The 19,888-nt window shown below is 68.4% G+C and carries 15 protein-coding genes; 10 read left to right on the forward strand and 5 right to left on the reverse strand.

Annotation, left to right across the window (positions count from 1 at the left end):
* The first annotated feature begins 45 nt into the window (after positions 1-45).
* The 9 genes from G3N62_RS03975 to G3N62_RS04015 are packed head-to-tail and all read left to right on the forward strand — an operon-like array spanning position 46 to position 9,628.
* The gene (locus G3N62_RS03975) at positions 46-1,590 is read left to right on the forward strand and encodes a sugar ABC transporter ATP-binding protein (protein WP_124670006.1); all 1,545 of its coding nucleotides are present in this window, start codon (positions 46-48) and stop codon (positions 1,588-1,590) included.
* Positions 1,583-2,614, forward strand: a complete 1,032-nt coding sequence (locus tag G3N62_RS03980) for an ABC transporter permease (RefSeq protein WP_034191814.1) — start codon at positions 1,583-1,585, stop codon at positions 2,612-2,614. The genes G3N62_RS03975 and G3N62_RS03980 overlap by 8 nt, the downstream gene beginning before the upstream one ends.
* 42 nt (positions 2,615-2,656) lie before the next feature.
* Entirely contained in the window at positions 2,657-3,604 is a 948-nt protein-coding gene (locus G3N62_RS03985; RefSeq protein ID WP_124670005.1) for an ABC transporter substrate-binding protein, read from the forward strand.
* A gap of 38 nt (positions 3,605-3,642) precedes the next feature.
* The gene (locus G3N62_RS03990) at positions 3,643-4,659 is read left to right on the forward strand and encodes an aldo/keto reductase (RefSeq protein WP_059562596.1); all 1,017 of its coding nucleotides are present in this window, start codon (positions 3,643-3,645) and stop codon (positions 4,657-4,659) included.
* Positions 4,656-5,531: an amidohydrolase family protein gene (locus G3N62_RS03995; protein WP_124670004.1), complete on the forward strand. Its 876-nt coding sequence runs from the start codon at positions 4,656-4,658 to the stop codon at positions 5,529-5,531. Before G3N62_RS03990 ends, G3N62_RS03995 begins: the two co-directional genes overlap by 4 nt.
* A 22-nt stretch (positions 5,532-5,553) precedes the next feature.
* Positions 5,554-6,564 (forward strand): zinc-binding alcohol dehydrogenase family protein, encoded by a 1,011-nt coding sequence (locus G3N62_RS04000; RefSeq protein WP_124670003.1) that lies wholly within the window; start codon positions 5,554-5,556, stop codon positions 6,562-6,564.
* 31 nt (positions 6,565-6,595) lie between these two features.
* Positions 6,596-7,759 (forward strand): mannitol dehydrogenase family protein, encoded by a 1,164-nt coding sequence (locus G3N62_RS04005; RefSeq protein ID WP_124670002.1) that lies wholly within the window; start codon positions 6,596-6,598, stop codon positions 7,757-7,759.
* A complete protein-coding gene (locus tag G3N62_RS04010; RefSeq protein ID WP_124608731.1) occupies positions 7,756-9,279 on the forward strand; it encodes an altronate dehydratase family protein in 1,524 nt (507 codons plus the stop codon). Before G3N62_RS04005 ends, G3N62_RS04010 begins: the two co-directional genes overlap by 4 nt.
* Positions 9,280-9,334: 55 nt before the next feature.
* Positions 9,335-9,628 (forward strand): hypothetical protein, encoded by a 294-nt coding sequence (locus G3N62_RS04015; RefSeq protein WP_226229111.1) that lies wholly within the window; start codon positions 9,335-9,337, stop codon positions 9,626-9,628.
* A 55-nt stretch (positions 9,629-9,683) separates the two neighbouring features.
* On the opposite strand, the gene G3N62_RS04020 is transcribed toward G3N62_RS04015, so the two are convergent.
* From G3N62_RS04020 to G3N62_RS04030, 3 genes are all read right to left on the reverse strand, one after another.
* Complete coding sequence (locus tag G3N62_RS04020) at positions 9,684-11,642, reverse strand: phosphatase PAP2 family protein (RefSeq protein ID WP_069704837.1); 1,959 nt, start codon at positions 11,640-11,642, stop codon at positions 9,684-9,686.
* A gap of 167 nt (positions 11,643-11,809) precedes the next feature.
* The gene (locus tag G3N62_RS04025) at positions 11,810-13,330 is read right to left on the reverse strand and encodes a sensor domain-containing diguanylate cyclase (protein WP_124670001.1); all 1,521 of its coding nucleotides are present in this window, start codon (positions 13,328-13,330) and stop codon (positions 11,810-11,812) included.
* Between the two features lie 281 nt (positions 13,331-13,611).
* Entirely contained in the window at positions 13,612-14,352 is a 741-nt protein-coding gene (locus G3N62_RS04030) for an SDR family oxidoreductase (RefSeq protein WP_124670000.1), read from the reverse strand.
* Between the two features lie 119 nt (positions 14,353-14,471).
* Between G3N62_RS04030 and G3N62_RS04035 the strand changes: the two genes are divergently transcribed.
* Complete coding sequence (locus G3N62_RS04035) at positions 14,472-15,362, forward strand: LysR family transcriptional regulator (RefSeq protein ID WP_034191804.1); 891 nt, start codon at positions 14,472-14,474, stop codon at positions 15,360-15,362.
* A gap of 67 nt (positions 15,363-15,429) precedes the next feature.
* Here the strand turns inward: G3N62_RS04035 and G3N62_RS04040 are convergent, their stop codons facing one another.
* Positions 15,430-17,778: an ATP-binding protein gene (locus tag G3N62_RS04040; RefSeq protein ID WP_124669999.1), complete on the reverse strand. Its 2,349-nt coding sequence runs from the start codon at positions 17,776-17,778 to the stop codon at positions 15,430-15,432.
* Positions 17,771-18,604 (reverse strand): response regulator, encoded by an 834-nt coding sequence (locus tag G3N62_RS04045; RefSeq protein WP_059562620.1) that lies wholly within the window; start codon positions 18,602-18,604, stop codon positions 17,771-17,773. Before G3N62_RS04045 ends, G3N62_RS04040 begins: the two co-directional genes overlap by 8 nt.
* Positions 18,605-19,888: the final 1,284 nt, after the last annotated feature.

Below are 19,888 nucleotides of genomic sequence, written 5' to 3' on the forward strand. Positions count from 1 at the left end.
GACTGACCAGACGAAGCCGAGGTCGATCCGCCCCCAGGAGACGCAATGGCATTGCCTCGCAATCTGCCCGGCCAGGCCGCGCAGGACGAAACCGACCGGGAGATCCTGCGCCTGGACGGCATTCGCAAGCGCTTCCCGGGCGTCGTGGCGCTCGACGGCATTCGCCTCGACCTGCGCCGCGGCGAGGTGCATGCGGTGTGCGGCGAAAACGGCGCGGGCAAATCCACGCTGATGAAGATCATCAGCGGTCAGTACCTGCCCGACGAGGGCGTCGTTCACTATCGCGGCGCACCGGTGCAATTCCGTTCGGCCTCCGAAGCGCAGGCGGCCGGCATCGCGATCATTCACCAGGAACTCAATCTCGTCCCGCACCTGAGCGTGGCGGAGAACCTGTTCCTCGCGCGGGAGCCGCGGCGCGGGCCGTTCGTCGATACGAAGCGCATGAACGCGGACGCGGCGCGCTGCATCGCGCGGATCGGCCTGAATGTCGCGCCGACGACGAAGGTCGGCGTGCTGTCCATCGCGCAGCAGCAGATGGTCGAGATCGCGAAGGCGCTGTCGCACGACGCGCGCGTGCTGATCATGGACGAGCCGACGTCGTCGCTGACGGAGTCGGAAACGGTGCAGCTGTTCCGCATCATCGAGGAACTGCGGGCCGACGGCGTGGCGATTCTGTATATCTCGCATCGCCTCGACGAAATGGCGCAGATCGTCGATCGCGTGACCGTGCTGCGCGACGGGCGCCATATCTCGACGGACGATTTCGCCGACGTGAGCCTCGACGACATCGTCGCGCGCATGGTCGGACGCACGCTCGACGACGCCTATCCGTCCCGGCAATCGGTGCCGACGGACGACGTGCTGCTCGACGTGCGCGCGCTGCGCCGGGACGGCGTGTTCGGACCGGTGTCGTTCGCGCTGCGCCGCGGCGAGATTCTGGGTTTCGCGGGATTGATGGGCGCCGGCCGCACCGAGATCGCCCGCGCGATCTTCGGCGCGGATCGCCCGGACGGCGGCACGATCGCGCTGCACGGCCGGCCCGTGACGATCCGCTCGCCGCGCGAGGCGATCCGGCACGGCATCGCGTATCTGTCGGAGGACCGCAAGAAGGAGGGGCTCGCGCTGCCGATGCCGGTCGCGGCGAACCTCACGCTCGCGAACGTGCGGGGTATCTCGTCGCGCCTGGGCTTCCTGCGCTTCGACGACGAGCTCGACGTGGCGCGCCGCTACGTGCAGGACCTCGCGATTCGCACGCCGTCCGTGCACCAGCGCGTGCGCAACCTGTCCGGCGGCAACCAGCAGAAGGTCGTCATCGGAAAATGGCTCTACCGCGGCTCGAAGATCCTGTTCTTCGACGAACCGACGCGCGGGATCGACGTCGGCGCGAAGTTCGCGATCTACGGGCTGATGGACCGGCTCGCCGCCGACGGCGTCGGCGTGGTGCTGATCAGTTCGGAACTGCCCGAGCTGCTCGGCATGACCGACCGGATCGCCGTTTTTCACGAAGGTCGATTGACCGCGGTGCTCGACACGAAACACACCAGTCAGGAGGAGATCATGCACTATGCGTCGGGGCGTTCCCATGCTTGAAATGACATCCGATCGGAGCCAGGCCGACGAGCGGGCGGCGCGACAGCGGCGGCGCGACCTGATCCAGAAGTTCGCGGCGCTGGGCAGTCTCGTCGTGCTCGTGTTCGCGTTCTCGATATCGAGCGCGGCATTCTTCTCGGTCGACAACCTGATGACCGTCGGCCTGCAGGTGACCTCCATCGCCTATCTGGGCGTGGCCGCGACCTGCGTCATCATCACGGGCGGCATCGACCTGTCGGTCGGCTCGGTGCTCGCGCTGGCCGGCGTGTGCGCCGCGCTGCTGGTCAAGGCGGGCGTGCCGGTGCCCGCCGCGATGGCGGCCGGCATCCTGGTCGGCGCGCTGTGCGGGCTCGTCAACGGCATCTGCGTGACGCGCATGGGCTTGCCGCCGTTCATCGCGACGCTCGGCATGATGCTCGTCGCGCGCGGCATCGCGCTCCAGATCACGGGCGCCCGGCCCGTATCGGATCTCGGCGACGCGTTCGGCGCGCTCGGCAACGGCGCGCTGCTGCGGATCTCGCACATTGGCGCGGACGGGTTCCCCGACACGACGTTTCCCGGCATTCCGTATCCGGTCGTGATCATGATCGTGCTGTTCGTCGTGGTGTCCGTGCTGCTGTCGAGGACGTCGCTTGGCCGTCACATCTACGCGGTCGGCTCGAACGCCGAGGCGGCGCGGCTGTCGGGCGTGAACGTCCAGGGCGTGAAGCTGTTCACCTACGTGCTGTCCGGCGCGCTCGCGGGCGTGACCGGCTGCGTGCTGATGTCGCGGCTCGTCACCGGGCAGCCGAACGAAGGCGTGATGTACGAGCTCGACGCCATCGCCAGCTCGGTCATCGGCGGCACGTCGCTGATGGGCGGCGTCGGCACGATCTCCGGCACGGCGATCGGCGCGTTCGTGATCGGCGTGCTGCGCAACGGCCTGAACATGAACGGCGTGTCGAGCTTCATCCAGCAGATCATCATCGGCGTCGTGATTCTGGGCACGGTCTGGATCGACCAGTTGCGCAATCGCCGGCCCTGACCGGCAGCAAGCAGTCCCTACCAACGAGAAGCGGAGCGAGACATGAACAAATCCATCCTGCTGGCGGCCTCGGCGTGCCTGTTCGCGGCATGCAACAGCGGCGCGTATGCGGCCGGCGGCGAGATCGCGGTGATCGTCAAGACGGTCAATTCGAACTACTGGCAGAACGTGCAGAAAGGCGCGAAGGCGGCGCTCGACGGGGCCAGCGGCTACACGATGACGTTCCAGGGGCCGGCGGCCGAATCCGACATCAGCGGGCAGGTCAACATGGTCGACAACGCGGTCACGCGTCATGTGGCGGCCATCGTGCTCGCGCCGTCCGATCCCGATGCGCTCGTACCCGCGATCAAGAAGGCGTGGGAAGCGCACATTCCCGTCGTGCTGATCGACTCGGCCATCTCGGATGCCGGCAAGCCGTACTACCAGGCGTTCCTGTCGACCGACAACGAGAAGGCGGGGGCGTTGTGCGCGAAGGCGCTGATCGATCGTGTCGGGCAGTCCGGCAAGATCGCGATCATGTCGTACGTGCCGGGCGCGGGGTCCGAGGTCAGCCGCGTCGGCGGCTTCCGCAAGTACATCGAGCGCCACTCGAAGCTGCAGATCGTCGGCCCGTATTACTCGCAATCGCAAATGGCGACCGCACTGAACCAGACGACCGACGTGTTGTCGGCGAACCCGGACCTGAAGGGCATCTTCGGCGCGAACGAGCCGACCGCGGTCGGGATGGGCCGTGCGCTGAAGCAGTCGGGCAAGGTGGGCAAGGTGGTGGCGATCGGGTTCGACGGCAACGAGGACCTGCAGGGCTTCGTGCGCGACGGCACCGTGCAGGCGATCGCCGTGCAGGGCTCGTGGCAAATGGGGAACCAGGGCGTGCGCACGGCGCTCGACGTGATCGCGCGCAAGCCCGCGCCGAAGCTGATCGATACCGGCGTCGTGATGGTCGACAAGCAGAACCTCGATTCGCAGGCGTCGAAGAACGTCCTGTACTGACCGCCCATGCGTCCTTTCCGTACTACCTGTCACGCCTCATGAACGCAAACGATACGCGCACCTTGCCGCGCAGCGGGTTGACGGTATCCGCGCTCGGTCTCGGCTGCTCGCAGCTCGGCGGCCTTTATCGTCCGATGTCGGCGGCCGATGCCGCGTCGCTCGTCGACGCCGCGTGGGCGGCGGGCCTGCGCTATTTCGACACCGCGCCGTATTACGGTTACACGCTGTCCGAGCGGCGCGTGGGCGCGGGGCTTGCCCCGCGCGAGCGCGGCGCCTTCACGCTCAGCACGAAGGTCGGACGGCTGATGCGCGCCGACGCGAGCGTGCGGCCGGGCGACGACGGCTGGGCCGAGCCGCTGCCGTTCCGGCCCGTCTACGACTACAGCTACGACGGCATCATGCGTTCGCACGACGACAGCCGGCAACGGCTCGGGCTCGCGCGGATCGACATGCTGTACGTGCACGACATCGGCGCGATGACGCACGGCGAGCGCCATGCGCACTACTGGGATCAGTTGACCAGCGGGGGCGGGTTCCGCGCGCTTGAGGCGCTGCGGGCGGGCGGCGAGATCGGCGGGTTCGGTCTCGGCGTGAACGAATGGGAAGTCGCGGCCGATGCGCTGAACGAGGCGGCGCTCGACGCGGTGCTGCTGGCTGGCCGCTACACGCTGCTCGAACAGACGGCGCTCGAACCGCTGCTCGACACGTGCGCCCGCGAAGGGACGGGGATCGTGATCGGCGGCGTGTTCAATTCCGGCGTGCTCGCCGGCAACGGCAAGTTCAACTATTCGGATGCGCGTGCCGACGTGATCGACAGGGCGACGCGCCTCGACGCGCTGTGCCGGCGCTTCGACGTGCCGCTTCCCGCCGCCGCGTTGCAGTTTCCGTTCGGCCATCCGGCGGTCGTGTCGTGCGTGATCGGCGCGCGCAGCGTGGCCCAGCTGACGCAGAACATCGAATGGTTCGAGCGCGCCGCGCCGGCCGAACTGTGGGACGCGCTGCGCGATGAAGGTCTGATCGACGCGCACGCGCCGGTTCCGGGAGCGCACGCATGACTGTGCGCATCGACGCCCATCAGCACTACTGGCGCATCGGCGCGCGAGCCGGCAACTGGCCGCCGGCCGAGCTCGATGCGATCCATCGGGATTTCGGCCCCGCCGATCTGGCGCCGCTGCTCGACGCCGCGCGCATCGAGCGCACCGTGCTCGTGCAATCGTTGCCGAGCGAAGCCGACACGCGCTATCTGCTCGATCTCGCGGCCGACACCCCGACGGTCGGCGCCGTGGTCGGCTGGATCGACATGAAGGCCGACGACGCGCCGGCGCGGATCGCGGCATTTGCGCGCGCGCCGAAGGCGCGCGGCCTGCGGCCGATGCTTCAGGATCTGCCCGACGACGCGTGGATCGACGATCCGCGGCTGGATCGCGCGGTGGCCGCGATGCTTGAGCATGTGCTGAGTTTCGACGCGCTGGTGATGCCGCGCCACCTCGATGCGCTGCATGCGTTCGCGCGACGCCATCCGGATCTGCCGATCGTGATCGACCACGGCGCGAAGCCGTTCGTCGAGCGCGGCGAACTGCAGCCGTGGCTGTCGTCGATGCGCCGGCTGGCGAGCCTGCCGAACCTGCATTGCAAGCTGTCCGGCCTGTGGACGGAGGCCGGGCCGTCGGCCGGGCCGGACGCCGTGCGGGCGCGCACGCGGCCGTATGTTCGCGCGCTGGCGGAGCTGTTCGGGCCGACGCGATTGATGTGGGGCAGCGACTGGCCGGTGCTGCGGCTCGCGTCGGCGTGCGGCGGCTACGGCGAATGGCTGGCCGCGTGCGAGGACGATTGCGCGCGGTGGCTCGGCTCCGCGGCGCTGGCCGGCCTCTTCGGCGGCAACGCGCGCCGCTTCTACCGGATCGACACCGCACGCCACGACGAATGAACCCCGAACGAAAGGAACCGACATGCTCAGCGTGATTTGCGAATCCCCCGGCGTGCTGCGCGTGCAGCATCGCGAACTGCCCGTGCGCGGCAGCGGCGAAGTGCTGTTGCGCGTGCAACGTGTCGGCATCTGCGGCACCGACCTGCACATCTTCACCGGCAACCAGCCGTACCTCGAATATCCGCGCGTGATGGGCCACGAGCTTTCCGCGGTCGTCGTCGAGGCGGAACCCGAGTCGGGGCTCGGCGTTGGCGACGCGGTGTACGTGATGCCGTACCTGTCGTGCGGGCACTGCGTCGCATGCCGTCACGGCAACACGAACTGCTGCGTGAACATCAAGGTGCTCGGCGTGCATCGCGACGGCGCGCTGACCGAATACCTCAGCGTGCCCGCGCAGTTCGTTCACAAGGCCGACGGCATTTCGCTCGACCAGGCGGCGATGCTGGAATTTCTCGCGATCGGCGCGCATGCGGTGCGGCGCGCGGACATCCGGGCCGGCCAGCGAGCGCTGGTGGTCGGCGCCGGGCCGATCGGCATGGCGGCGATGATCTTCGCGAAGCTGCGCGGCGCCGACGTGACCTGCCTCGATACGCGGGCCGACCGCCTGGCGTTTTGCCGGCAGCATCTGGGGGTCGACGCGGCGGTGGAAGTCGGGCCCGACGATGCCGCACGCCTCGCGGCGCTGACCGACGGCGAGTATTTCGATGCGGTGTTCGATGCGACCGGCAACCTCGATGCGATGAACCGCGGTTTCGAATTCGTCGCGCACGGCGGCAAATACACGCTGATCTCGATCGTGCGCGGGCACGTCGCGTTCTCGGATCCGGAATTCCACAAGCGCGAAACCACGCTGCTCGCGAGCCGCAACGCCACGGCCGAGGATTTCGCGACGGTGCTCGATGCGATGCGTGCGGGGCGGATTCCGGACCGCGCGCTGAATACGCACCGGATGCGGCTCGAGGACGTGCCGGACGCGCTGCCGCGCCTGCTCGACGCGGGGCAGACCGTCGTGAAGGCGCTCGTCGAATGCTGAGCCGCGCCATGCAAGCTGCGGAGCGCACGTCATGACGCCGCCGATCCTGCAGTTCGGCACAAGCCGCTTCCTGCTCGCGCACGTCGACCTGTTCGTGTCGCAGGCACTCGACGAAGGCGGCGCGATGGGCGGCATCGGCATCGTGCAGTCGACCGGGAACCCGGCCAGCCGCGCGCGCATCGACGCGCTGCGCTCGGGCGCGCACTATCCGGTGCGCATACGCGGACGCGACGGCGGCCGGATCGTCGACGAGGTGGTCGAGTGCCGCGCCGTGCACCGCGCGTGGGATGCGGAGTCGGACTGGGCCGAAATCCGCCGCGCGGCGATCGAGTCCGTGCGGGCGATCGTGTCGAACACCGGCGACGCGGGTTATCGCGCCGACCCGCACGATTCGGCGGAGGTGCTGGCTCATCCCGACCGCGTGCCGCGCGGTTTTCCCGCGAAGCTGCTCGTGTTGCTGCATGTGCGCTGGCAGGTGCGGCCCGCCGACGGCGTCACCGTGCTGCCCTGCGAACTGGTCGCGGACAACGGCGACACGCTGCGCGGCAGCGTGCTCGCGCTCGCGCGTGAATGGCGGTTGCCCGACGCGTTCGTCGACTACCTGCAGCACCGCTGCATCTGGGTCAACTCGCTCGTCGACCGCATCGTGTCCGAGCCGATCCACCCGGTCGGCGCGGTCGCGGAGCCTTACGCGCTGTGGGCGATCGAGCGGCGTGCCGGCATGGCGTTGCCGTGCCGGCACGCGCGGATCGTCGTCACCGACGACCTGCGCAGCCACGAGCGCCTGAAACTGTTTTTCCTCAACCTCGGGCACAGCTGGCTGGCGGAGCAATGGCTCGTCACGGGGCGGCCCGAATCGGAAACGGTGCTCGACGCGATGAACGACGTGCGGCTGCGCGACGGCCTCGAGGCCGTATGGCGCGATGAGGTCGCGCCGGTATTCGCCGCGCTGGGCCAGCAAGAAACGGCCGAACGCTACCTCGACAGCGTGCGCGAACGTTTTCTCAATCCGTATCTCGCGCATCGCCTCGCCGATATCGCCGGCAATCATCGCGAGAAGGTGGCGCGGCGGATCGCGCCGCTGCTCGCGCTCGCGGATTCGCTGGCGCTGCTGGACCGGCAGCCGCGCCTGCGACGCATCGCGGCCCGCTGCGATCCGGCGCGCCGCGCCACCACAGGGAGCATCGCATCGTGAACCAGCCGGCAGTAGTGATCCTGCATCATGACGACAATGTCGCCGTCGCGCTCGACGCGCTGGCGCCGGACGTGCCGGTCGACGCGAACGGCACGACGCTGCGCGTCGCGGCCGCGGTGCCGGCCGGCCACAAGCTCGCCACGGCGCCGATCGCGCGCGGCGCGCGGATCGTCAAGTGCGGCCAGCCGATCGGCGTCGCGCTGCGCGACATCGCCGCGGGCGAGCACGTGCACGTGCACAACGTCGGGATGCCCGAGCGGCACGTGCTCGATCACGGCGCGGCCGGTGCGGCGCCCGACGCGCCGACCGACCTCGGCGACACCTTCGACGGGTTCGTGCGGCCCGACGGCCGTGTGGGTACCCGCAACTACATCGGCGTGATCGCGAGCGTCAACTGTTCGGCGAGCGTGTGCCACGCGATTGCCGATGCGTACCGGCACGAGGCGCTCGCGCCGTTCGGTCATGTCGACGGCGTCGTCGCGATCACCCATCAGAGCGGATGCGGGATGGCGGCGAACGGGGACGGGGTCGAGCTGCTGCGCCGTACGCTCGTGGGCTACGCGCGCAACCCGAATTTCGCCGGCGTGCTGTTGGTCGGTCTCGGTTGCGAGGTCAACCAGGTGCGCGTGCTGGCCGAGCGGCTCGACGCGGCCGCGCCGGGCACGGTCCGCACGCTGGTGATCCAGGACGAGGGCGGCGTGCGCGAAACGGTCGTGCGCGGTGTGTCGATCGTGCGCGAGCTGCTGGAAGCGGCCGACGGCGCGCGCCGCCGTGCGGTGCCGGCGGCGCGGTTGACGGTCGGCCTGCAATGCGGCGGATCCGACGGCTACTCGGGGATCACGGCGAACCCGGCGCTCGGCGCGGCCGTCGACCTGCTGGTGCGCAACGGCGGCACCGCGATCCTGTCCGAGACGCCCGAGATCTACGGCGCGGAGCACCTGCTGATCGCCCGCGCGGCATCGCGCGACATCGGCGAACGCCTGCTCGGCCGGTTGCGGTGGTGGGAGCGCTACGTGGCCGACGGCGGCGGCGAAATGAACAACAACCCGTCGCCCGGCAATATCGCCGGCGGCATCACGACCATTCTCGAGAAATCGCTCGGCGCGGTGTCGAAGGGCGGGCGCTCGACGCTTCGCGCCGTCTACGACTACGCGGAGCCGGTGCGGCAGCGCGGCCTCGTCTTCATGGATACGCCCGGCTACGACCCGGTGTCGGCGACCGGGCAGATCGCCGGCGGCGCGAATCTCGTCTGTTTCACCACGGGCCGCGGTTCGGTGTTCGGGTCGAAACCGGTGCCGACGGTCAAGATCGCGACGACGACCGGCCTGTACGAGCGGATGCGCGCCGACATGGACTTCGACAGCGGCGGGATCGTCACCGGTTCGTCGAGCGTCGACGACGCGGGCGCGCGGCTGTTCCGGCTGATGCTCGACGTCGCGTCCGGGCGCAGGACCTGCAGCGAGGAGAACGGTATCGGCGAACGCGAGTTCGTGCCGTGGCTGCGCGGCGCGATCATGTGACGCGCGGGGCGGCATGTGGCCGCCCGCGCGATCCGGCTTCGAAGGAGACCCCGCGATGACGACCCTGATGCGCAAGCCGGCGGCCGGCGACACCGGCCGCGATTTTCCGCTGTCGGACCTGGAGCAGCGACTGCTGGGCGAGGCGCTGCGGATGCTCGCCGAGACACGCGCCCGGGCGCTGGAGCTCTGTGCCGAGGTGAACCGGCGGCAAGGCGGCGCCGCGCCCGACGTCCACGACTTCAACCTGCCCGCGATCATCGATCTGCAACGGCGTTTCGGGACGCGGCCTCGTCCGTCGGGCGAGGCCGGCACCCCGGGCGACGGGCCGGTGCCCGGTCGCTTCGCGTAGCCGCCGCCGCTCGGCGGCGACGTCGCCCGGGTCGCCCGGGTCGCTGCGGCGCCGCTTACGCCGCCGACAGCGTGATCGACACGCCCGTCGCCGTGTAGACCGGCGTCGCCTTGAAGCCGTCGACGGTCACCGTCGCGAATTTCGCCGCGCCCGCTGCCGCGTCGATCAGCGCGATGGTGTCGCCGGCCTTCGGCTGATAGCCGTTCACGAACTTCACGTGCAGCGTGCCGCCCGCGACGGTGAACGCGCCGCCCACGCGCAGGCGTCCGCCGCCGTTGCCGTCGATGTCGAGTTCGAGCGTGGCGCCGTCGAGCTGTGTGTAGCGCGTGGCGATCGTGACGGGCGCGCCGGCCGCGATCCTGACGCCGCCGCCCGCGCCGACGTAGACGTCGCCGTTGCCGAACGCCGTCGCGGACGCGGCGGCGAGCGTGCCGCCGCCGACCTGCGTGCCGCCCGTGTAGCTGTTGTTGCCCGCCAGCGTCAGCACGCCGCTGCCTTGCAGCGTCAGCTTGCCCGAGCCGGCGATGTCATTGCGCCACAGGTCGGCGGCGTTGAGGCCGCCCTTCGACGCATCCATCGCGACGGTCACGTTGCCGTTGAATGCGCCGTAGCCGTCGGCGGCCGCGAACAGGTTCAGCCGGCCCCAGCCTTCCGCATCGTCCATCACCGGGTAGCCGGACGGCAGTTCGGTGGTTTTCAGCACGACGCGCCGCTGATCCGCGCCCAGGTACGGGAAACGCGTCTGCAGCAGGATCTCCGCCCCCTTCGGCACGACCGGCGGCGCGCCGGTCGCGTCGAGCGCGCCGAAGCCGTAGGTCATGCGGCGCGCGAAGGCCGTCTTGTTCGTCGTGTAATCGGCGAACCGGTCGGTCGCCGTCGTGCCCGAGCGCGCGAATGCCTGGAACGTCGCGTCGGTCGTGCCGGTGAGCTGCTGCAGCGTCTGGTGCGCCTGGCCGTAGGCGGCCTGCGCATCGTTCGCGTACACCGCGAGATTGGCCGCGCTGATCGCCAGCGCGAGCATGCGCCCGCCGATCACGTCGAGCGGCGAGTGCATGCCGGCGAGGATGCGGTTCTCGCCGAGTTCGAGGCCGCGGCCGACCATTTCCTGGAAGCGCTCCGGCACGAGCCACGCCATCGTCACGGCGTCGCGCATCGCTTCCGCCTGATGGCCGCTGATGAAACCGCCGTCGGTCGCGGGCGTCGTGCTTTCCGCGGGTACGAGCGTGGGGTCGACGACGACGCTCGTGCTCCAGCGGTACGGCCGCGCATATTTGTAGAAACGTTTCGAGGGTTCGGTCGACGCGTTGTTGCCCATTTCATTGAGCAGATCGACGACTTTCCCGAAGCTCGCGTTCGCGCTGCCGCCCACGCCCACGTTGTTGCCCGTGTCGTTGTACAGCACGCTCGTCGCGTCGGCCGGCACGCTGGTGATGCTGGTCGTCTGCTGGGCGGCGGTGCGCCAGGCCGACGTGAGCGGCCCCATGCCGTCGGTCACGCTGTAGCCCTTGCCGCGCCGGTCGTCGTAGTACGCGGCGTCGGCCTGCTGCGGCGTGCGTGCGGTCGTCGCGTTGACCACGTATTGTACGTTCGCCTGCAGCACCGCATCGTTCAGGATCGTGCCGCACGGTGTGCCGTTGCCGGGCAGCCCCGTGCAGGTCGACGGCGAGATGGCCGGAAACGCGCCGTTGGCCGGCGCGGTCACGCCCGCATCGACGAGCATCGTCGACGGCTGCCAGAGGTCCAGGAAGCGGCTGACCACGCGCACCGCGGCGTTCGTCGACAGCGTCGCGTAACGCGCGTCGCCGCGCTGGTTGGTCGCGATATTGTCGACGAATGCGGGCACGCTCGGAACCGGCGCGCTGTCGACGAAACCGGGATCGGCCGGCGGCGCCGGGATCGCGGCGTTCGTCGAGGGTGTGGCGACCACGTCGTCGCCGCCGCCGCACGCGGCCAGCACGACCGCGGTCGACAGGGCTGCGACGTGCAGCGGGAGACGGCTCGATGACACAAACATGCAAGACTCCATCCTGGGTGTGAAAGATGGCGCATTGTCGTGGCCGATCGTGACGCGATGGTTACGAATCGGCTGTGCGTCACGAGCGATGCATGGATCGAACCCGCCGACGGGTTTGTTTACTCCGATATCCTAAACGCGGTACGGATGGCGGATCGATCCGGCCGTCACGCCGCTTGTTCGTTCCGCGGCGACGGCGCGTGACGGACGCGGTTGCGTCCGTCACGCTTGGCGGCGTACAGCGCGAGATCCGCCTCGCGCGACCACGCGTCGACGGACGCCGGCCATCCGGCGCGGGCGGTCGCGCAGCCGATGCTCACCGTGAAGGCCGGCACCGGGTCGTCGAACCCGTCGAGGCGGTTGTGTTCCACTTCCCGGCGGATCGCCTCCGCCACCTTCGCGGCGCCGCGTTCATCGGTATCGGGCAGCACCGCGACGAATTCCTCGCCGCCGTAGCGCGCGGCGAAGTCGCCGCGCCGCTGCGTGTGCGCGCGGATGCAGGCGGCGAGGAACCGGAGCCCCGTGTCGCCTCGCGCGTGCCCGTGCCGGTCGTTGTACTGCTTGAAGTGGTCGGCATCGATGAACAGCAGCGACAGGCTGCCGTGGCCGTTTCGATGCAGCCGCTCCCACTGGTCGGCCAGCGCGAAGTCGAGCGCACGCCGGTTGTGCAGGCCGGTCAGCGGATCGGTGCGGCTGAGGCCGGTCAGCAGCGTCTGCTTGCGCAGGTTGTCCCGCAACGCGAAGGCGAGCAGCCAGACGACCGCGCAGAAAAGTGCGCACAGGAGCGACGCCGATATGCCGACCGACCATGACATGCGGATGAAGCCGTCCAGCACGTCGCCTTCGGCCGGCGCGACGACGGCGATTAGCGGTGTGCCGGGCACCCGCTGGAACGTATACAGGCGCAACGTTCCGTCGATGCGCGAATGCGCCGCATAGAAGCCCGAGTCCTGGTTCAGCATGCGATCGAAGGTGTTCGAACGGCGCAGGCGGACCATCTGGTGGTCGTTCAGCGACGGGTTGCGGGCCAGGATGGTGCCGTCCGCGCGCAGGACCGCGCTGATGCCGTGCGGCCCGACGTCCAGCCGGGACAGCAACTGATCGAAATAGGCGAGGTCGATCGCGACCACCGCGATCCCGTTGAACGTATGGTCCGGCTGTTCGATGCGCCGCGAGAGCGCGATCGATTCCTTGCCGCCGCGCGAGCGCGCGCGATAGGCCTCCGACACGTAAAGGCCGACATTCGGCGCGTCGCGATGGACCTTGAAATAATCGCGATCGCTGAAGTTCCAGTGGTGGGACGGCCCGCAGCACGCGTCGATCAACTGGCCGTCCCGGTCCGTCACGCCCATCCCCGTCACGTATTGCGCGGCCGAGCGCTGGAACAGCAGATCGTGCCGCAGCCCGGCGTCCATGTGCCGGACCGCCGGCTTGCCGAGGTCGGCGGCGAGCGCGACCAGTGCGTTGTTGGACGTTTCGACGGTCCGCGCGATCTCGCTCACCAACACGGCGGCGACGTTGCGCGAGGTTTCGTGCGCATGTTCGACCACTTCGCTTCTCGTGGCCCAGAGCGTGATCGCGCTGATGCTCAGCGCCGCAAGCGACATCAGCGTGCCCAGCGCGCCGACGACGAGGTAGTGTCGTCCCGCCCAGTCGGCGATTTTCTCGATGGAGGTGGATGCGGACATGCTGGCGCTCGCGGGGAAGGCCCGGCGCGATGAACCGGGCTGCGCTTAAATCCGGGTTAACGGCAGGTCCGCGGGGAAATCGAGGGTCGTGTGCAACGCAAATGGGCGGGGCGCGGCCGCAAACGTGTGCGGCCCCGGGCTCATATCGGAACGCGCGACCCGGCGGCGGGCGCGGCGAACGCGCGGGCAATGGCCGTGCCGGTCTTGCCCGGCCCGGCGGGGGCTTCGTTCATTGAACGCGCCGCCGGGCGCCGAACGGGCGGATCCGGGGCCCGCACGTTTCAGACCTGACCGATGCCGCCGTCGGCCATCAGGTCCGCACCCGTTACGTACGAACTTTCGTCGGATGCGAGGAAGAACGCCGCGCTCGCAATCTCGTCCGCGCGCGCGAGCCGGCCGAGCGGCACCATGCTCCGGTACATGCTGACCAGTTCGTCGCGTGTCGCCGTCTGCGCGTCGAGGATGGGCGTGTCGGTGACGCCGGGGCTCAACATGTTGACGCGGATGCCGCGATCCTTGAATTCCGCGGCCCAGGTGCGCGCATAGGAGCGCAGCGCCGCCTTGGTCGCTGCGTACGCGGTGTGCCCCGGAATGCCCATCACGTGCATGGCCGACGAAACCAGCACGATCGAGCCGCGGTTTTGCATCAGCGGCAGCAGCTTCTGCACGAGGAACACGGGGCCGCGGGCCATGAGATTGAAGGCCTTGTCGAAATGCTCGGGGGTGAGCGTGTCGATCGGGGCCTGCTCGGTGAAGCCCGCGTTCGAGACGACGATGTCGACGCGTCCGGTTTCGTCGCGCACGGCTGCCGCGACGCGGTCGAGGTCGGCGAGGCTGGCCGCGTCGGCCTGGAGCGCCGTGACGCCGTGTCCGAGCCGTTCGGCTGCCGCGTCGAGCTGGGCCTGCCGACGGCCGAAGATGAAGACATGCGCGCCTTCGGCGACGAAGCGCTGGGCAATCGCGAACCCGATACCGGTCGTTGCGCCGCTGACGACCGCAAATTTGCCTGCAAGCGTGGGCATGAGAACCTTCCGTCGATGTGTTTGACGGAATCATCGTAATTGCCGCTGCCGGAAATGATAATCGGCCGAGCCTGCATAAGCTCTATTCTTCGGGAGAATGGGTCGAACGGAGCAGCGCAATGGACCGGTTTCACGAATTGAACGCTTTCATCGCCGTCGTCGAGGCGGGCGGCTTTTCCGCCGCGGCCCGCCGGACCGGCGACTCGCAGTCGGGCATCAGCAAGGCCATCGGCACGCTGGAGAGCCGCCTCGGCGTGAGGCTGTTCAATCGCAGCACGCGCAGCGTGACGCTGACGGACGACGGGCAGCGATATTACGACCGGACCAAACCGCTGATCGAGGAGCTCGATGACGCCGACAGCGAACTGGCGAGCAGCACGCACGACGCATCCGGTTTGATCCGGATCGCGGTCTCCGCGACCTTCGGCCGCCTGCATGTGCTCCCACTGATTCCCGAGCTGCTGGCGTCGAACCCCGGCCTGCAGGTCGACCTCGTCCTTTCCGACTTCGTGCGGGACATGGTGGAGGATCGGATCGACCTGGCGATCCGGGTCGGCGCGGTTCACGATCCCGACGCGGTGGTCAGGCGGGTGGCCGGCACCCCGCTCGTGTGCGTCGGATCCCGTCGTTATTTCGAGCAACACGGCATCCCCAGGACGCCCGCCGAGCTCGTCGATCACAATTGCCTGCTGTACGGCGGCCTGACGGAAGCGGTCAACTGGCCGTTCACGGGCCCGCAAGGCAGGTTCAGCGTCGCCGTGCGCGGCAACCTGTCGTCCAACAGTGTCGAGACGATCCGGGCTGGCGTGCTGGCCGGCGTCGGAATCGGGTTGTTCGCCCGGATCTCGCTCGCCGATGAACTTCGCCACCCGGACGTGATGACGATACTCGACGAATACGTCAGCGAAGTCAGGGATATCAGCGTCGTCTGGCCGAAGCGCCGATTCGTTCCGGCGCGCGTGCGCCGCGCGACGGAGTTCTTCGCGACGGCGCTGCCGCGGCGCGTTTGAGCGAACGGATTCGAACGGCACGGTGCACGGTGCGGTGCCGCGCGACCGGTGCCCGCGCCACGCGCGGTCAAGCCGGCCCGGCCGCGTCCGCTTCGGCGTCGAACGAAGCGTCCGCGCCGCGCGCACGCTTGAGCGCCCCGGCCAGCTTCTCGATCGCGTGCAGGTCGAGCGTATCGAGATGCTCGCGCACGCGCTGCACGAAGGCCGCGTAACCGTGCTCGTCCGCAACCTGGCCGAGCCATGTCTCGATATCGGTGAGCCGCCCGTCACGGGCCAGCAGGATCAGTGCGTCGAGTGCATCGTCGGGCGGGCCATCCATCGCGGGCGCGACGCGCTCCGGCCCGGCCCCGTCACCCGGATGAAACCGCCGGACGAGTTCCGACACCGGCACGAGCGCGTGCCCGAGCGCCGGTGCGACGACCGGGAACGAGAACGCGGTGCCGACGCCCGGCTGGCTCGCGACGGCCAGCTCGCCGCCCATCGCGCCGACGATGCGCTGCGCGATGAACAGGCCGAGCCCGGTTCCGCCGTTCACGGCTTGCACCTGCTGGTACGCGCGGAAGATGTCGCGGGTGCCGCTGATGTCGATGCCGATGCCCGTATCGGCGACCTCGAACAGCAGGCGCCACGCATTACCTTCGCGCGCCGCGTGCACCGACAGCGTGACCGTCCCGTCCCGCGTGAACTTCGACGCGTTCGACAGCAGGTTGAGCAGCACCTGCTGCAGCCGCATCCCGTCGATCGACACCATGCGCGGCAGCGGCGTGGCCGGCCGGTAGACGAACCGGTTGTCCTGCTGCGCGCACAGCGCGAGCGCATAGTGGCCGATGTCGTCGAGCAGGCCGGGCAGGTCGGTCGCGTCCGGCGCCACACCGAGCGGCTGCAGTTCGGCCTTCGTGAACGCGAGCAGTTCGTCGATCAGCGTGAGCTGGTAGCGGATGCTGCGGTCGATCGACCGGATCAGCCGCGCCTGGCTGCGCGTCGCGCTCTGCAGCAGCAGCTTCGCATAACCGTTGATCGTCGACAGCGGCGCGCGCAGGTCGTGGCTCACATAACCGAGCGTCTCGATCTTCTGCTGCATGTGGGTCGTCACCTGCTGCAACGCGTCGTTGAGCGCGACCGTGCGTCTCGCGACTTCGTCGCGCAGGCGATCCTGTTCGGTGAGCTGCCAATGTTCGAGCCGCTTCCTGGCCTCGGTGCGCTGGCGGCCCACGTGGTGGATCCACGCGGCCAGCACCAGCAGGTGCGTGGCGAGCCCGACGATCGCGATGACGGGGTTCGGATAGATATCGGACTTGAGCCAGGACAGCAGCGGCGGCAGCGCGTCCATGCCGTCGAGCACGCGGATCAGCATGTTGAAGGTGGCGAACACGATGGCGATCAGCATCACGCGGCCGGTCGGCGTCCGGCGGATCGCGAGCATCAGCGCGAGGCTGATGTTGACGATCCCGAGCACCGCGTTCAGCCGCAGGCAGAACCACGTGAAGGTCAGCAGGTCGCCGCCTGCGGCGCCTGCCATGCCGATGCATTCGAGCGCGAGGAACGCCATGTAGACGGCGCGCAAGGGCAGCCTGGCCTGTTCGCGCCGGGCGACCGTCAGGATGAAGACGATGAAGCAGGCGATCGCCGCGTACACGGCGATCACCTCGCCGCGCGCCGACCACTCGCGCAGTGCGGGCGGCAACGCCATGGCCACGTAACCGCGGTAAGCGGCCTCGAACAGCGTCGTGCCCAGCGCCATCGCGGCCAGTACGTGGAACACGCCGCTGCGCGAAAAGAACCCGATCAGCAGCGCGCACCACAGGAGCGCGAGCAGACCGCCGAAGAAACCGAAGTCCCACATCGTCGCGCGCCGTTCCTGCGCATCCCATGCCGCGCGGGTGAACGCGGCCGGCGCGAGCCGCATTTCCTTGCGCGACGTGACGCGGATCAGCACGGGGAGGCTTGCGCCGGCGGGCAGCGTGACGTCGAGTACCGGGTAGCGCGACGGCTGACGGGCCGCGTCGCTGCCGGCGTCGGCAGCCGGGAAGCGGCTGACGAGCGTCCAGATGCCGTCCTGGCCGACATGGAAGTCGGCGTGGTCGATGCGCGCGTCGCGAATCACCAGCACCAGCGGACGCGCGACGCTGCCGCGGTTGGTCAGCGTCGCCCGGACCCACCATGCCGACCGCGAGAACTCGACGTTGAACGTCGACGTGCTTGCCGCAGGCACGCGTCGAGCGGGCCCGGCGAGCCGCGCGGCGACCTGTTCGGCCGTCATCGTCGTGCTCGCGTCCTCGAACACCGATACGCCGTCCAGTTGCGCGGGGTTCGGCGTCGATGCCGCGCGGGCCGTCGCGCAGGTGACGGCCAGTGCGATCACAAGCAGCAGCACCGCGCGCCATCCGGCTGCCCACGCCGCGTGTCGCCTACGCATCGCCGTGGCGCCCCCCCTGTGCGGCCGGCGTGTCGCCGGTGTGGCGCTGGCGCCGCCAGTCGGACGGCGTGATACCGAAACGTTCGCGGAACGCCGTCGCGAAATTGCCGGGCGTGGAAAAGCCGATTTCCTCGGCGATGTCGCCGATGCCCATCGATGTATCCGATAGGAAGTGCATCGCGGCGCGCAGGCGCGTGTCGCGCAGGTACTCGAATACGGTCTGGCCGAGCTGGTCGCGGAACACGCGGGACAAGCGCTTTTCGTGCGTACCGACCTGCTTCGCGAGATCGTCGAGCGCCGGCGGATGCCGCAGGTCACGCAGCAGCACGTCGGTCGCCGCGCGTACGAGCGCGGCGTCGGGGTGGTCGGGTAGCTCGGGCAAGTGCGCGAACGGCTGGCTGCGCCGCGCGCGTTTCAGGTGATTGCGGATCCGCGCGATGACTTCCGCCGGCTCGAACGGCTTGACGATGTAGTCGATCGCGCCGGTTTCGAGCCCGGCGATCCGATCCTCGAGCTCGCCGGCCGCCGTCAGGATGATCACCGGGATCGCTTGCGTCGACGGCGTCGATGCCAGCAGCCGCGACGCGGCGAAGCCGTCCATGCGCGGCATGCGGACGTCCATCAGGATCAGGTCGGGCGCGATGGCCTGCGCACGGTGATAGGCCTGCAGCCCGTCGAACGCCACGCTGATCCGGCACCGCGCCGCGCGCAGGATTTCGGTCAGGAGCCGCAGGTCGTTCGGGCGGTCGTCGACGACAAGAATATGCGCGCCCGCGAGATCCGGCGTGGTACGAGGCGGCGCCGAACTGGGCAAGCGGGATGGCATGGTGGCGGACGCGAGGGAAGGGTGGTCGGTCGGATTGAAAGCATCGCAGTGGGTGCGATTGTTGCGAAAAATTATATGTCGACAACAATACCGATTGTGAGGATTCCGTGCGGACTGTGTGGGCTTATCCGCCGGGACACTGAACGGTTTCGGCAGCGTTACTAGACCGGAAGAAATGGAGTGGAAAAACATGCCGAGCCGTCTTTTTTATTTCGGTCTTTATTTCCGATTTTTATGGATTATGTGATCGAATTGGCCCGCGGAATAAATTAGGGTGAATTGTGTCGAGAGGTGATGTCTTTCGATTTGAAACAGGCGCGTCGAATCGGCGCTCGTCAGGTTGATTTTTTGGGTTGGCCGGTCAGGATTTGTTTTGATGAAAAACCGATTTCGAGTGGAAATGTATGAATGTAAATATCATCCGCTCTGGAAAAGGATTTTTCCGCTCGGGAAAAGGTTTGTTTGAACGGATGCCTGCACACTAGCTCCGGCGCGGCTGGAATCGGTTCTTCGAGGGGAACGGATGTTCGTGGATTCCTTGCCGCTGCCACGTTCGGATGTTGCGATATTCAATGTGACATCGAATGATGGCAATTCTCAGAATTTGAGAGTGCGATGATGAACAAGAAAATTGGCACGAGGGTAATACAAATTTCATAATTTTCCGAATGTGTTCGTATACAAGAAAAGTGGAATAATTGTGAGATTGGTTCGGGTGTGACGCATCGACAAGAAAAATCGTCAAGAAAATTCGATCGACTCAATCGATGCGGGGGCCGTTCTGCAAGTCGGGCGATTTTTCCGGAAATCCGGAAAGCGCTCGACTGCCGGCGGAGAGGGTGAGCGGCTGCGCATGGTCCGCCCGACGGTCTGATCCGTCGTGGCGCGATCGCGCGGCGCGTTCTCGAATCAGGCGGGCACGAAAAACATGAATACGACAGGCATGACAGGTCAACGCACCGGTTCGAACGGACCGGATGCGCATGCTTCATACCCGGGGACCACACGGCGTCATCCTCCTCCTGAATGAATCGTGACGAAAGCCGCCCCGGGTTCGGAGCCGGCTTTCGTTCATCCGGCGTCTGAACGGCGCCTTCCCATGAAATTCAAGGTCGCCGCCGGCTCGGCGCGACGGCGCGCGCACGCGAATCCGCGATGCGCGGGGCAGCGTGCCGCCGTCTTCGCGTGCCATCGGCTTCCATGATCCGATAACCGGCGAGTGCCGCCGCGCAGCGTGCCGACGCGCGCGTGCGGCGTGCCGTCGCGCGATCGCCGTGGCGATCG

The sequence above is a fragment of the Burkholderia sp. Tr-20355 genome (assembly GCF_017104685.1).
GTDB classification, from domain to species: Bacteria; Pseudomonadota; Gammaproteobacteria; order Burkholderiales; family Burkholderiaceae; genus Burkholderia; species Burkholderia seminalis.

Bases quoted from the DNA above. Each gene is read 5' to 3' on its own strand.
- G3N62_RS03975 (WP_124670006.1), top strand. From the start codon at position 46: ATGGCATTGCCTCGCAATCTGCCCGGCCAGGCCGCGCAGGACGAAACC.
- G3N62_RS04000 (WP_124670003.1), top strand. From the start codon at position 5,554: ATGCTCAGCGTGATTTGCGAATCCCCCGGCGTGCTGCGCGTGCAGCAT.
- G3N62_RS04025 (WP_124670001.1), bottom strand. From the start codon at position 13,330: ATGTCCGCATCCACCTCCATCGAGAAAATCGCCGACTGGGCGGGACGA.
- G3N62_RS04035 (WP_034191804.1), top strand. From the start codon at position 14,472: ATGGACCGGTTTCACGAATTGAACGCTTTCATCGCCGTCGTCGAGGCG.
- G3N62_RS03990 (WP_059562596.1), top strand. From the start codon at position 3,643: ATGAACGCAAACGATACGCGCACCTTGCCGCGCAGCGGGTTGACGGTA.
- G3N62_RS04020 (WP_069704837.1), bottom strand. From the start codon at position 11,642: ATGTTTGTGTCATCGAGCCGTCTCCCGCTGCACGTCGCAGCCCTGTCG.
- G3N62_RS04040 (WP_124669999.1), bottom strand. From the start codon at position 17,778: ATGCGTAGGCGACACGCGGCGTGGGCAGCCGGATGGCGCGCGGTGCTG.
- G3N62_RS03980 (WP_034191814.1), top strand. From the start codon at position 1,583: ATGCTTGAAATGACATCCGATCGGAGCCAGGCCGACGAGCGGGCGGCG.
- G3N62_RS04030 (WP_124670000.1), bottom strand. From the start codon at position 14,352: ATGCCCACGCTTGCAGGCAAATTTGCGGTCGTCAGCGGCGCAACGACC.
- G3N62_RS03985 (WP_124670005.1), top strand. From the start codon at position 2,657: ATGAACAAATCCATCCTGCTGGCGGCCTCGGCGTGCCTGTTCGCGGCA.
- G3N62_RS04005 (WP_124670002.1), top strand. From the start codon at position 6,596: ATGACGCCGCCGATCCTGCAGTTCGGCACAAGCCGCTTCCTGCTCGCG.
- G3N62_RS04015 (WP_226229111.1), top strand. From the start codon at position 9,335: ATGACGACCCTGATGCGCAAGCCGGCGGCCGGCGACACCGGCCGCGAT.
- G3N62_RS03995 (WP_124670004.1), top strand. From the start codon at position 4,656: ATGACTGTGCGCATCGACGCCCATCAGCACTACTGGCGCATCGGCGCG.
- G3N62_RS04045 (WP_059562620.1), bottom strand. From the start codon at position 18,604: ATGCCATCCCGCTTGCCCAGTTCGGCGCCGCCTCGTACCACGCCGGAT.